This is a genomic window from Flavobacterium caeni, assembly GCF_900101895.1.
GTDB lineage: Bacteria > Bacteroidota > Bacteroidia > Flavobacteriales > Flavobacteriaceae > Flavobacterium > Flavobacterium caeni.
This window is the reverse complement of sequence record NZ_FMVF01000005.1, coordinates 66,463-80,094: the sequence shown is the minus strand read 5'-3', so window position 1 is coordinate 80,094 and position 13,632 is coordinate 66,463. Positions and strand designations below refer to the sequence as shown.

Genomic DNA, 13,632 nt, shown 5'->3' with positions numbered 1-13,632 from the left:
GCTGATTAGAATCTAAAGTGAGAGAATGCTTTGTTTGCTTCGGCCATTTTGTGCGTATCCATACGCTTTTTCACCGCAGCACCTTCTTCCTTGGCAGCAGCCAGGACTTCAGACGCCAATTTGGCAGCCATGGATTTCTCATTTCTACGACGCGCGTAAAGGATCATCCATTTCATCGCCATAGAGATTTTACGGTCTGGACGAATTTGCATCGGGATTTGGAAGGTAGCACCCCCTACACGACGCGAACGTACTTCTACGTGCGGCATGACGTTGGTCAATGCATCTTTCCAGATTTCGAGCGCCGATTTTTCGGCGTCTTGCTTTTTAGACTCTACGATATCGATCGCATCATAGAATACTTTGAAAGCGGTTGATTTCTTACCGTCCCACATCAAGTTGTTCACAAAACGCGTTACCAATTGGTCGTTAAACCTTGGATCTGGTAAAAGAGGTCTTTTCTTTGCCTGTCTTTTTCTCATGTCTTTTCTTAAAGTTTTGGTCTTAAAGTCTTAAGGTCTTAAAGTCTTAAAGGCATCCGAACCGTAATTTGTCTTCGCCTTTATGACTTTCGACTTTACGACTTTATGACTGTTAAAATTACTTTTTCGCTTCTTTAGGGCGTTTTGCACCATACTTCGAACGACGTTGCGTACGGCCTGCGACACCTGAAGTATCGAGTGCTCCGCGTACAATGTGGTAACGAACGCCTGGCAAATCTTTTACCCTTCCGCCCCTAACTAATACTATCGAGTGCTCTTGGAGGTTGTGTCCTTCACCTGGGATGTAAGCGTTCACCTCGTTCCCGTTGGTCAAACGTACACGCGCTACTTTACGCATCGCCGAGTTTGGTTTTTTAGGGGTGGTGGTGTAAACACGCGTACAAACGCCACGTCTTTGCGGACATGAATCCAAAGCAACCGATTTACTCTTCTTAGTTATCTGGGTTCTTCCAGTTCTTACTAATTGTTGAATTGTTGGCATAATGAATACTAAAAATATATTACGTTATAAAAATCCCGCTTTTTACGGGGTTGCAAATGTAGTGATAATTTTGAACGAAACAAATCTTAAAACATTAATTTTCATAACAATTAAATATTTGTGGTTGTCAGCCGATTGCAACGTCGTGGCCTTGCGATTTTGGGGATGCTTTTTGAAGGCACCGTACAATTATCAACCGAACCTTTTTCAGGCAGATATGAAACGGCTTATTTTTGCGTTACTTTTATCAAAAAATCTACGGTTGAAAAATTGGTTCGGATTGGTTTTGTTGCTGTTGCTCGGAAGCCCGCTTTCGGCCCAAACCCTGCGCCTCAAAATCAACGGGGCCTCCGACGCCGAAACCAAGACGATCGACTCCATCGGATACAACCCACAACACACCAACGCCAAATCGATCACCGACGAAGTGCGAACCGTTTCGCAAAAACTCGCACGCGCCGGATTTGTCACCCACGAAATCCTTGGCAACGAAAAACCCACCGACTCGACCTTTTTGTTCCGGTTTGCGCTCGGCTCGGTTACCAAAACACTACACCTATATATCGGAACGGTTCCCGAATTGCGAACCATCGCCTTCCCGAGCGAAACCAACGACACACTCGCGATGCCGTATACCGAAGTCGAAAATTTCCTCAACGCCACATTGTCGCGATTGGAGAAAAAAGGCTACGCGATGGCCAAATTGCAATTGACCGATTTGTCCGACCGTCAGGGCAGCCTGCATGCCAATCTTAAGCTGACACTCAACGCGCCGCGGCAGGTAAATGATATTGTCATCAACGGCTACACCAAATTCCCCGAGGGCCACAAGCGGCAAATCAAACGGATGTACCGCAACCGAACGTTCAACCAGGAGACGTTGCAGCAACTGCGCACCGATTTCGACAAATTCCGTTTCGTCAAACAAATCAAGCACCCCGAAATATTGTTCGAGACCGATTCGACCAAAATCTACGTCTACCTCGAAAAAAACAAAGCCAACACGTTTGACGGCTTTATCGGATTTTCGAACGGCGACGACAACAAGGTCCGTTTCAACGGCTACGTCGATTTGATTTTGAACAACATCCTCAACACCGGCGAAACGTTCACCATTTACTGGAAAAGCGACGGCAACGACCAAAAGACGTTCAATGCCGCAATCGAACTGCCTTATATTTTCAAATCGCCGTTTGCGCTCAAAGGAAACCTCAATATCTTCAAACAGGACAGCACATTCCAGAACACGCGCACAGCGTTAGACTTGGGATATTTTTTCAATTACAACACGAGGTTATATTTGGGCTATCAGTCGACCGAATCGAGCGACATCCAAAATGTAAACCTATCGAGTTTGAGCGATTTTACGAGTACTTTTTTTACGACGCATTTCGAGTTCATGGACTTCAAGCCCGACGACTTTCTGTTCCCCGAAAAAACACGGCTTTATGCAAAAGCAGGCTTGGGTTCGCGCGAATCGAAATTCGAAAAAAACGGACAGTTTTTCGCCCAGCTCGAACTCAAGCACAACTTCTATTTGAACGAGAAAAACCTGTTTCATCTCAAGACCCAAAACTTCCTGCTCGACAGCGACAAATACATCGTCAACGAACTGCACCGGTTTGGCGGGATCAACTCGATCCGCGGCTTTAACGAGAACAGCCTGCAAGGCAATCTATTTACCTCATTGTTAACCGAATACCGCTATGTATTGACACCGGGAATTTATGCACACACGATCATCGATTACGGGTACTTTCGCGACGACTCTTCAGACAACGGCGGAAGCCTTCTGGGGCTTGGGTTTGGCTTCGGACTTTTGACCAAAACAGGACTGTTCAACATCGTCTATGCCAACGGCAGTACGAACGACCAGGCAATCAAACTCTCAAACTCTATTGTGCATATCAGTTTCAAAACCAGTTTTTAAGCGTTTTTTCTTGAAAAATTTTGCAAAAAAAGTCGCTACACCATTAGGATAGTTAACAATTTATTTGGAAATTTGGGCTAACTAATTCAAAATAATTAAAAATGAAACTAAAGTTCAATGGATTATTAGCGCTATTTTTTGCGCTAATTACGCAAATCACTTTTGCGCAAGAGATCACGGTGAACGGAACGGTACAGGATCAGGCTGGCCTTCCGCTTCCCGGTGTAAACGTTCTCGTCAAAGGCACCACTACAGGGGTCCAGACCGACATTGACGGGAAATTCCAAATCAAGGCAACCCAGGGGCAGGCGCTCGTGTTCAGTTTCCTTGGCATGAAAACGGTTGAGCGTCCGGCTTCCCTCAACATGACCGTAAGTTTGGCCGACGATTCCGTACAACTTGAAGGCGTTGTGGTAACAGCGTTGGGTATCACCCGAGACAAAAAATCGCTCGGATACGGCACCCAAAAGGTCGACGGTGATGAAGTGAACCGTGTTCCAAACACAAACTTTATCAACAACCTTTCCGGTAAAGTATCGGGGCTTCAGGTTAAAACCAACGGCAACTTAGGTGGTTCTACCAACGTCATTATCCGCGGTTACAAATCCCTGAACAACAACAACCAGGCGTTGTTTGTTATCGACGGCGTTCCGCTCGACAACACCAACAACAACAATGTCAATCAAACGACAGGTCGATTCGGCTATGACTATGGTAACGCGGCAGCGGATATCAACCCTGCCGATATCGAATCAATCAACGTTTTGAAAGGTGCGGCTGCGACTGCTTTGTACGGTTCTCGTGCCGCGAATGGCGCAATCATGATCACAACAAAGAAAGGCAAGCAAGGCTCTGGATTGGGCGTAACGCTTGACACAAGCATTAGCGTTGGAAATATAGACAAGAAAACCTTTGTCGACTATCAAAAAGTTTACGGACAAGGTTATTTTGGGGAATTATTCAGAACTTCACGTGACGTAAACGGTGACGGTGAAGCAGATACTGCGGTAAGAACCGGCGACGATGCCTCTTTTGGTCCGGCCTTTACCGGAAACCTGGTATACCAATGGGATTCATTCGTGCCAGAGCACCCGAACTACCAAAAAGCAACGCCTTGGGTAGCTGCCCAAAACGATCCTTCTAAATTCTTTCAAACAGCCTTTACCCGTAGCAATACGGTTAGCCTTAATGGCGGTAACGACAAAGGCGCGTTTAACATGTCATTCACCAATTTGGGGTCTACAGGGATCATGCCGAACAGCGAGCAAAAGAAAAACTCGGTGTTGGCCAATGCATCTTATAACCTGACAGACAAACTCAAAGCGTCGTTCATGGCTAACTTTATCGACACCAGAACACAGGGTCGTAACGGAACAGGCTACAACGGAAACTTGGTTGCAGGTTTTAGACAGTGGTGGGCTACCAACGTAGATGTTTATGACTTGCGCAACATTTACAACGCCACTGGCAAGAATTACACTTGGAATGCCTCTTTGGGTGGTGTATCCTTGGCTGGCGGTCAACCTAACCTCTCACCGGCATACTGGAACAACCCTTATTTCGAGCGTTATGAAAACTACCAGAACGACCAGCGTACCCGCTTTGTAGGTAATGCTGCCGTTACATATGAAATTGCAAAATGGTTGGATGTGACCGGCCGTTTGTCGGTGGACACTTATGCTGAAGTACAAGAAGAGCGTCGTGCACAAGGATCTTATGCGGGCGACACTTTCGGAACGCAAAACACCAACGAATCTTCAGGATACATGAAATTCATGCGCAACAGAACAGAATCTAACTATGATATGTTCTTTGACTATCATTTCGATTTGACCGAAAAATTAAACCTTAAAGGTGTTTTGGGCGTCAACATCCGCAGAGAAGAAATGTCTTCATTGCGCGCTTCGACCCTTGGCGGAATTTACGTGCCTAACCACTACACCATCAACAACTCACTCAATGCGAACGCCATTGTTCCTGAAGGACAATACACACGTGAAGTAGATGGTTATTATGCCAGCGCATCCCTCGGATATGACGACTTCTTGTATTTAGACGGTACTTATCGTCATGACGTGTCCTCTACTTTGCCGGATGGATTTAACGACTACGGATACTATTCATTGTCGGGAAGTTTTGTGTTCTCTGGACTGGTTGACGCCAACTGGTTACAACTTGGTAAAGTTCGTGTAGGTTACGCACAAGTAGGTAACGATGCACCTAGCTATAGCTTGGTAGATACATTCCCTACCGTTCCTGCCTTCTATTCTAACATGTATTCAGTGCCTTCGACAAAACAAAATCCAGATTTGAAACCGGAGAGAACCGAAAGTATCGAAGCTGGTCTCGAATTGCAGATGTTCCAAAAGCGCGTAGGCCTCGATGTATCGGTGTACAAAACCGAAACACGCGATCAAATCGTCGACTTGCCAATTTCGGAAGCGACAGGATACACCAGAAAGTGGACCAACGTTGGTTTGGTAGAGAACCGCGGTATCGAAGCGTCGTTGAACCTGGTTCCGGTAAAAACAGAGAATTTCACATGGGATATGACCGCCAACTGGGCAGTAAACGTCAACGAAGTAAAAGAACTCGACGAAGGAATCGACAACTACCAGTTGGGTAATTTCCAAGGTGGTGTATCAATCAATGCACAAGTTGGACAGCCTTATGGTGTAATACAAGGATCTGACTACATTTATGTCAACGGCCAACGCATGGTTGACCCTGAAACAGGCAAGTGGGTGATTTCTTCAACCAACGACAAAAACCTCGGAACTTTCCTTCCGCAGTGGACCGGTGGCTTGAACAACCGTTTTACCTACAAAAATGTATCTTTGAGCTTCTTGATCGACGTACAAAAAGGCGGAAAGGTATTCTCGCTTGACCAATGGTACGGACAAGGAACAGGTCTTTACAACAACACTGTTGTAAATGGCGGACAGGCTATCCGTACACCGGTTGACGGTGATACCGGTGGTGTAATCCTCCCTGGTGTTTTCCCTGACGGCACACCAAACAATGTGCGTTTGGATCAAAGTACAGGAACCGACGGCTATCTTGGATACTTGGGCTCGGCTTCATCTGACTACGTATACGACGCTTCGTTTGTGAAGCTTCGCGAAATGACCTTGGGTTATACATTCTCTAAAAAAGTGCTCAACAACACTTTCCAAGACTTGTATATCGGCCTTTCCGGCACCAACTTGTGGATCATCCACAAAAACTTGCCTGATGCCGATCCTGAAGCTGGTTTAAGTTCAGGTAACCTTCAAGGTTTCCAATCTGGGGTATTGCCTACCGTAAGAACGTTTGCGCTTAACCTCAAAGCTAAATTCTAAAAAAAAAAGACGATGAAAAGAATATTTTTGATATTAGGGGTGATGGCGTTCACGGTATCGTGTAACGACGACCTCACCAATTTGAACGTAGACCCGAAGAATCCGGCGTCGGTTCCAGCGGAATCTTTGCTTGCCAACGCCGAAAAGAACCTCTTCGACTACATGACCAGCACCAATGTGAACACCAACGTGTTCCGATTGTTTTCTCAACATTGGACAGAAACGACTTATTTGGACGAATCGCGTTACGACGTTTTGCAACGTAACATTGGCGATAACACTTGGCGTACACTTTACCGTGACGTTTTGCGCGACTTGCAGGAAGCTCAAAAAACAGTAATGTTGGAAGAGCCTGTAACCCCAGCAGAACAAGCGGCCAAGAACAATCGCTTGGCAATTATCGAAACTTTGAACATCTATACCTATAGTGTGTTGGTCGATATTTTCGGCAATGTTCCATACTCAGAAGCACTTGATGCAGAAGGTCATCCGACACCAGCTTATGATGATGCCGAAACCATCTATGCAGATTTGTTTGAGCGTTTGGATGTAGCAATTGCTAACATCGATCCTGATGGAGACAGTTTTTCTGCAGACGTCATCTACGGAGGCGACATGGCGCAATGGCTCAAATTTGCCAACTCACTGAAATTGCGTATGGCGATTACTGTTGCCGACGCACCTGGTTTGGCTTCAACTGCACAAACAGCCGCCGAAGAAGCAGTGGCTTCTGGCGTGTTTGAATCAACCGGAGACAGTGCAACAGTGCAATATTTGTCTGTTCAACCAAACACCAACCCTTTGTATGAGGACTTGGTCACGAGCGGTCGTTACGACTTTATCGCAGCAAACACTTTGGTTGACTACATGAACGGCGTTAATGACCCGCGCAGAGGCCTCTACTATACTTCTGTCGGCGGTGCTTACATTGGTGGCCCATATGCCGAAGGTGGAGACTTTTTTGAGTACTCATCTGCAGGTGACCCTGCCGACGGCGACGCCGAGCATACCGTATTGCTAGACCCTACGCTCGAAGGAATCCTCATGAACTACATCGAAGTCGAGTTCCTTTTGGCCGAAGCTGTAGAGCGCGGATGGTCTGTAGGAGGTACCGCAGCAAGTCACTATAACAATGCCGTCAATGCATCCATCCTATACTGGGGTGGTTCGCAAGCCGACGCCGACGCCTATCTGTTACAACCTAGTGTGGCCTATGCCACTGCAGGAGCAACCTGGCAAGAGAAAATCGGAATGCAGGCCTGGTTAGGGCTTTACAACCGTGGTTTCGAAGCTTGGACTTCATACAGAAGATTGGACTACCCACAATTGGTAGCTCCGGCAAGCGCGGTTGCAGCGGCAGAAGGACAAGTTCCAAAACGTATCACTTACCCAGTATTGGAACAAACACTAAACGCCACGAACTACAATGCCGCAGGTTCGGCCATTGGGGGAGACAAACTCGCTACGAGATTGTTTTGGGACGTCGACTAATTTGACCAAATTCCATATCACAAAACCACCAGCATCCACTGGTGGTTTTTTTATATCTTTGCGCCATGGAAAAAGACAATCAAATATTCGGCCTGCGCGCCATCATCGAAGCCATCCAATCGGGCGCGGTCATCGACAAGGTATTCGTCCAGAAAGAAGCCGCGGGCGACTTGATGAAAGAGCTCATGAAAGCCATCAAAAAAGCCAATGTCAACTTTTCCTACGTGCCCGTCGAAAAACTCAACCGGCTCACGTCGCACAACCACCAAGGCGCGGTGGCCACCATCTCTCCTATCGCGTTCCACGACCTCGAATCGCTCGTCAATTCAATTACCGAATCGGGACAAATGCCGCTGCTGCTCATCCTCGACCAATTGTCGGATGCGCGCAACTTCGGGGCCATCATCCGCACCGCAGAATGTACGGGCGTCAATGGCATCATCGTGCAAAAATCGGGGTCGGCCCCCGTCAACGGCGATACGGTCAAAACCTCGGCCGGCGCGGTATTCAACGTGCCCATCTGCAAGGTCGAACACATCAAGGACGCCATTTTTTACCTGCAGGGCTCGGGCATCAAAACCATGGCCGCCACCGAAAAAACCGACGTCAATATTTACGACATCAACTTCAACGAGCCCGTCGCCATCATCATGGGCAGCGAAGACCGCGGCATCAACCCATCGGTGCTCAAAATCGTAGACGAAAAAGCCAAATTGCCCATGTTCGGCACCATCGGCTCGCTCAATGTTTCGGTGGCTTGCGGCGCATTTTTGTACGAAGCCGTACGTCAGCGCAGTTGATTTTTTAGGAGCTTTTTCCCGCTATTCGTTTCAATCTTTTGATTGCCGTCACTGCGTTTTGGCAAGCAAAAGGATTTCCACTCCTATCGGGGCTAGGGCTTCTCGTCCCGCTCCTCTTTCGGGACAAAAAAGTATGTAATTTTCACCGCAGGAGACGCGGCAAACTCATCTGATTCTGGTTCCGGTTCAGGCGGCGGTAAATTCACAAAATTTCCGTTCTCGTCAAACCGTTCGAGAAACTTATCACCCGCCGGATTAAAATCGGGTCGTTCCCAATCGTACTTGATCGGACGATGGTAATCAGGCGTCTTAAACAGCATCGCAAACGCAAAACCGGTAACAAGGCCGGCCAGGTGACCTTCCCATGAAATTTCCTTCTCGATGCCTGGGAACACATACCAAATCGTACTGCCATACACCATGACCACGGCAAGCGACAACGCTACAAGCCGGTAATGCTTGGTACGGATGCCTTTAAAGAAAATAAATGCCGTGAGCACATAGATCAACCCGCTCGCGCCAATGTGAAACGACGATCGCCCGATGATCCACGTAATCAACCCCGAAATCAAGATCCCATAGCCGATGACCGCCCACGATTGCTCGCGGTAAAAATACCGCAACGCGGCCATAAGCACCAACAGCGGAATCGTGTTGTTGTACAAATGTTCGAGATTGCCGTGAATGAACGGGCTCAACACCACGCCGCGTAAACCTTCGAGTGTTCGCGGGTAAATGCCCCAGTCGGCGGCATCGAGGTTGAACTTGATGTCTATATAGAATGCCAGCCACAGCGTCAGTACAAACGCAAACGGCAGCAAAATCACCGAGGCCGAAAACTTGAATTGATCGTCGTTCATGAGTGTTGGTTTTGCGCAGGCCTATCAAACAGGAAGCCACGGGACAAAACGTGCTATTTTGTCAGTTTATAAATTTACGTGAAATCCAATTTTGACAAAAATCAAAAGTCGTATTTTTACCATCTATGGAAGCACCGCTCGCAGAACGCATACGCCCGCAACAACTCGAAGACTACATCAGCCAGCTGCATTTGGTGGGCCCCAGTGGCTCGCTCACGCAGCAAATTAGCAACGGCATCGTCCCGTCGTTGATTTTTTGGGGGCCGCCGGGAACGGGCAAGACCACGCTCGCACAAATCATCGCGCAACAGTCCAAACGACCATTTTACATCTTGAGCGCGATCAATTCAGGCGTCAAGGACATCCGCGAAGTCATCGACAAGGCCAAACAAACGGGTGGCTTGTTTACGGCCAGGAACCCGATCTTGTTCATCGACGAGATCCACCGTTTCAGCAAATCGCAACAGGACTCGTTGCTGGCCGCCGTCGAAAAAGGCTGGGTCACACTCATCGGCGCAACCACCGAGAACCCAAGTTTCGAGGTGATTCCCGCGCTACTGTCGCGTTGTCAGGTGTACATCCTCAATGCCTTTTCCAAACAGGATCTCGAAGCGTTGCTCGAGCGCGCGATGAAAACCGACGAAATCCTGCGCACCAAAAAAATCAAACTCAAGGAAACCGAAGCGTTGTTGCGTCTATCGGGCGGCGACGGCAGAAAATTGCTCAACATTTTCGAGCTCGTCATCAATGCGTCTCCAGAAAGCCCGGTGGTGATCACCAACGAAAAAGTGTTCTCGATCGTACAACAAAACACGGTGTTGTATGACAAAACGGGCGAACAGCATTACGACATCGTCTCGGCGTTCATCAAATCGATGCGTGGCAGCGACCCCAATGGTGCGGTATACTGGCTTGCGCGCATGATCGAAGGTGGCGAGGACGTCAAATTCATCGCCCGCCGCATGCTGATATTGGCCAGCGAAGACATCGGCAACGCCAACCCTACCGCACTGGTGATCGCCAACAACACGTTCCAGGCGGTATCGGTCATCGGAAACCCCGAAAGCCGCATCATTTTGAGCCAATGTGCGGTGTACCTGGCCACGTCGCCCAAAAGCAATGCGAGTTATGAAGCCATCGGCAAGGCGCAACAACTGGTCAAACAAACCGGCGATTTGCCCGTGCCGCTGCATTTGCGCAACGCGCCCACCAAACTCATGCAGGAATTGGGCTATGGCGACGATTACAAATATGCGCACAGCTACGACAACAATTTCGCCGAGCAGGAGTTCCTACCCGACGCAATCCGCAACACCCCGCTTTACGTCCCGGGCAACAATGCACGGGAAAACAGTACGCGCGAATTCCTCAGAAACCGCTGGAAAGACAAATACGGTTATTAAAATTTGATTTGAATGGGCTCGGCGACGAGTTTTCCGGCCTGGTAGTATTCGAACAGCCATTGGCCGTTTTGCTGGCGTACAACGCCTTCTAAAGCTTCTTTTTCGGCCAGGTAAACCGTCGAGGCACCCGTCTTGAGGATTTTCATGACAATCTTGGGCGTGCTGTCGATCAGTTGAAAACCGTTGGCGATGGGCTGGGCAAAAAGCAACTGCCCTTCGCCTTGATTGACCGGCGCAACCGGCGCCGCGGGTTCAACGACCAAAGCCGTTGCGGCGTTTTCGCTTACGCCACCATTTTTGCCGTTGTAATGGTAATGCAGCACATCAAACGATCTGCCCGCATCGCGCAACGCCTCGTTGTAGCCCACGCGCCATTCTTTGGTGCGGCTCTTGCCTTGTGCCGTCTGGTACACCACCGTACCTTTGCAATCTTTCAATACAATCGAAAGCTTGGTGGTGGTAATGGTGTTGTCTTCGATCACGTCGGCGTAAAGCTTGTTGCAGTTGAACCGAAGAATTTCGTCGGGAATGGCATCGGTATCCAGAAAAGCCTTGAATTTGTACTTTTCAAGCAGGCCCTTGGTCAGCGTACTGATGCCAAATGGGTTCACTTCTTTCGAAAACGCAAACTTGGTGGGCACCAGCACATACTGGTAATCGCTGACATTTTGCGCGAAAGACAGGCCGGAAAACACCAGCAAAACAATACAGGCTAACTTTTTCATAAATAGTTCTTGAGGTCCGATAAATGGGAGATTTGTTTGATGTAAGGATCGGTTTGCGTTTGGGCATCGGTGAACAAAATGGCGTCGATCCCGCAACCGAGCGCCCCGCGCACGTCGGCATCGATACAATCGCCAATCATGATGCTTGTCTTTCGATCGGCTTGGGCCGCCGTCAGTGCATACTCGAAAATAATCGGGTTGGGTTTTTTGACGCCCGCCATTTCAGAATCGGTGATGGTCGTAAAATAATGCCCAATGTTCGCATTGTCGATCTTGCGCCTTTGCACTTCCGAGAACCCGTTGGTGATGATGTGCAAACGGTATTTGGGTTTCAGATAATCGAGCAGCGCGATGGTCCCGTCGAACAGGTGGTTGTAGATCGGCAAATGCGCAATGTAATCGTCCGAAAGCAAGTCGATGGTGTCGCGGTCTATGGCATAACCCGCCAAATCGAAAGCATCCTTGAAACGCCCGTAGCGCAATTGCTCGCGCGTGACCTTTTCGTCGCGGTACCAATTCCAATACTTAAGGTTGATGGGCACATAGTGCGTCAGGAATTCATCGAGCGGCACCTGTATCGCGTGTTTTTCGAAAATCGCCGCAAAGGCCAACGCCGAATTTCTTTCAAAATCCCAAAGCGTGTGGTCGAGGTCAAAAAATACGTCGGTGATGGTTTCCATGCCCCAAAAATACGCTTTTGCACGTTACCAAAATCACAAAATTTTGCTAGAGCAACCCTTCGTCGGCAAAACTGAGCCAACCCGATTCGGTGACAATCACATGGTCGAGCACCTTGATGTCGAGATGCTCGCCAGCGAGTTTGAGCTTGCGCGTGATTTGCCGGTCCGATTCGCTTGGTTTGAGCGCACCCGACGGATGGTTGTGGCTCAAAATGATGCCCGTGGCGCCCAACTCGAGCGCGGTCTTGTACACCAGCCGCACATCTACGAGCGTGCCTGTGATACCGCCCTTGCTGAGCTGGCTCTTGCCGATGACGCGGTTGGCGTTGTTCAGGTAGATGATCCAGAATTCCTCGTGCGGCAAATCGCCGATAACGGGTTGCATGAGTTCAAAAACACTTTGGCTCGATTGGATTTGTGTGAGCGCGGCCGATTCAGACATCCTGCGACGTCGCGCAAGTTCAACCGCCGCGACAATCGTGAGCGCCTTGACCTCGCCAATTCCCCTGAATTGCATCAGTTGCGCAACCGATAGCTTACCCAATGCCGCCAGATTGTTGCCCACCGAAAGCAGGATGCGCTGGCCCAATCCCACCGCCGATTCGTTGCGGCTGCCCGACCCGATCAAAATGGCGAGCAGTTCGGCGTCGGTCAGGATCGATTTGCCCTTGAGCAATAATTTCTCGCGCGGACGGTCATCTTCGCACCATTGGCGGATCGGGAAAGGCGTGTGTTCGGACATAATCTTAAAGGCGTATAATTTGCAGGACGGGCGTTGCGTTATCTAAACAACCCAGGCCAAATTATGAAAATCCTGCCGATCGCCATTACAGTTTTTCTGTCGTTTTTTGCCCCAGACGGTTTTTACGACAGACTATCGGAAGCCGCCATTGGGCTGACCAAAACAAAGGTTACCTACGACGGTTCGTACTTTGCCATCCCCTACCCAAACGGCGATGTGCCCGCCAACAAAGGCGTGTGTACCGATGTGGTCGTCCGTGCCTATCGAAAAATGGGGATCGACGTGCAAAAAGAAGTGCATTTGGATATGACCGCGCATTTTGGCCTGTACCCGAAGATTTGGGGATTGCGCCGCCCCGACCGCAACATCGATCACCGCCGGGTGCCCAATTTGCAGGTGTTCTTCACACGGTTCGGAAAAAAACTAGCGACCACGGCCAATCCCGCCGATTACAAACCGGGTGATCTGGTTACCTGGATGGTGGACGGCAAACTGCCCCACATAGGTATTGTGACACACAAAAAATCGGCCCGCGGCACGCCGTTGGTGGTGCACAACATCGGGGCCGGGCAAGTACTCGAGGATTGTTTGTTCAAGTATCCGATGACAGGTCATTACCGTTTTGGAAGTTAACCACAAAGGCCGCAAAGTTTGCGCAAAGTCCGCAAAGTGTAAC

General features: G+C 49.0%; 12 protein-coding genes. 6 read left to right on the top strand and 6 right to left on the bottom strand.

Annotated elements, in window-relative coordinates; translation table 11 throughout:
- Positions 1 to 5: 5 nt before the first annotated feature.
- Both rpsG and rpsL read right to left on the bottom strand, forming a co-directional pair.
- Complete coding sequence (rpsG, locus tag BLP55_RS05850; protein ID WP_091141405.1) at positions 6 to 482, bottom strand: 30S ribosomal protein S7; 477 nt, start codon at positions 480 to 482, stop codon at positions 6 to 8.
- A 118-nt stretch (positions 483 to 600) separates the two neighbouring features.
- Positions 601 to 984, bottom strand: coding sequence for a 30S ribosomal protein S12 (rpsL, locus tag BLP55_RS05845; RefSeq protein WP_007136570.1), 384 nt, complete (start codon positions 982 to 984; stop codon positions 601 to 603).
- A 262-nt stretch (positions 985 to 1,246) separates the two neighbouring features.
- On the opposite strand from rpsL, the gene BLP55_RS05840 reads away from it, so the two are divergent.
- From BLP55_RS05840 to rlmB, 4 genes are all read left to right on the top strand, one after another.
- Positions 1,247 to 2,914 (top strand): BamA/TamA family outer membrane protein, encoded by a 1,668-nt coding sequence (locus tag BLP55_RS05840; protein WP_244503427.1) that lies wholly within the window; start codon positions 1,247 to 1,249, stop codon positions 2,912 to 2,914.
- Positions 2,915 to 3,015: 101 nt separating this feature from the next.
- Positions 3,016 to 6,255 (top strand): SusC/RagA family TonB-linked outer membrane protein, encoded by a 3,240-nt coding sequence (locus BLP55_RS05835; RefSeq protein ID WP_091141404.1) that lies wholly within the window; start codon positions 3,016 to 3,018, stop codon positions 6,253 to 6,255.
- Positions 6,256 to 6,267: 12 nt separating this feature from the next.
- The gene (locus BLP55_RS05830) at positions 6,268 to 7,746 is read left to right on the top strand and encodes a SusD/RagB family nutrient-binding outer membrane lipoprotein (RefSeq protein WP_091141403.1); all 1,479 of its coding nucleotides are present in this window, start codon (positions 6,268 to 6,270) and stop codon (positions 7,744 to 7,746) included.
- A 65-nt stretch (positions 7,747 to 7,811) separates the two neighbouring features.
- Entirely contained in the window at positions 7,812 to 8,546 is a 735-nt protein-coding gene (gene rlmB / locus BLP55_RS05825) for a 23S rRNA (guanosine(2251)-2'-O)-methyltransferase RlmB (RefSeq protein WP_091141402.1), read from the top strand.
- Between the two features lie 92 nt (positions 8,547 to 8,638).
- Here rlmB and BLP55_RS05820 read toward each other — a convergent pair whose 3' ends face one another.
- Positions 8,639 to 9,406 (bottom strand): rhomboid family intramembrane serine protease, encoded by a 768-nt coding sequence (locus tag BLP55_RS05820; RefSeq protein WP_091141401.1) that lies wholly within the window; start codon positions 9,404 to 9,406, stop codon positions 8,639 to 8,641.
- A gap of 125 nt (positions 9,407 to 9,531) precedes the next feature.
- Between BLP55_RS05820 and BLP55_RS05815 the strand changes: the two genes are divergently transcribed.
- A complete protein-coding gene (locus BLP55_RS05815; protein ID WP_091141400.1) occupies positions 9,532 to 10,809 on the top strand; it encodes a replication-associated recombination protein A in 1,278 nt (425 codons plus the stop codon).
- On the opposite strand, the gene BLP55_RS05810 is transcribed toward BLP55_RS05815, so the two are convergent.
- From BLP55_RS05810 to radC, 3 genes are read right to left on the bottom strand one after another with little or no spacing between them, the layout of a single operon-like run.
- Positions 10,806 to 11,534 (bottom strand): hypothetical protein, encoded by a 729-nt coding sequence (locus tag BLP55_RS05810; protein WP_091141399.1) that lies wholly within the window; start codon positions 11,532 to 11,534, stop codon positions 10,806 to 10,808. The two genes, BLP55_RS05815 and BLP55_RS05810, sit on opposite strands and share 4 nt — an antisense overlap.
- Positions 11,531 to 12,214, bottom strand: a complete 684-nt coding sequence (locus tag BLP55_RS05805; RefSeq protein WP_091141398.1) for a YjjG family noncanonical pyrimidine nucleotidase — start codon at positions 12,212 to 12,214, stop codon at positions 11,531 to 11,533. The genes BLP55_RS05810 and BLP55_RS05805 overlap by 4 nt, the downstream gene beginning before the upstream one ends.
- Positions 12,215 to 12,260: 46 nt before the next feature.
- Positions 12,261 to 12,956, bottom strand: coding sequence for a RadC family protein (radC, locus tag BLP55_RS05800; protein WP_091141397.1), 696 nt, complete (start codon positions 12,954 to 12,956; stop codon positions 12,261 to 12,263).
- Between the two features lie 63 nt (positions 12,957 to 13,019).
- Between radC and BLP55_RS05795 the strand changes: the two genes are divergently transcribed.
- Positions 13,020 to 13,589, top strand: coding sequence for a DUF1287 domain-containing protein (locus BLP55_RS05795; protein ID WP_091141396.1), 570 nt, complete (start codon positions 13,020 to 13,022; stop codon positions 13,587 to 13,589).
- Positions 13,590 to 13,632 lie beyond the last annotated feature (43 nt).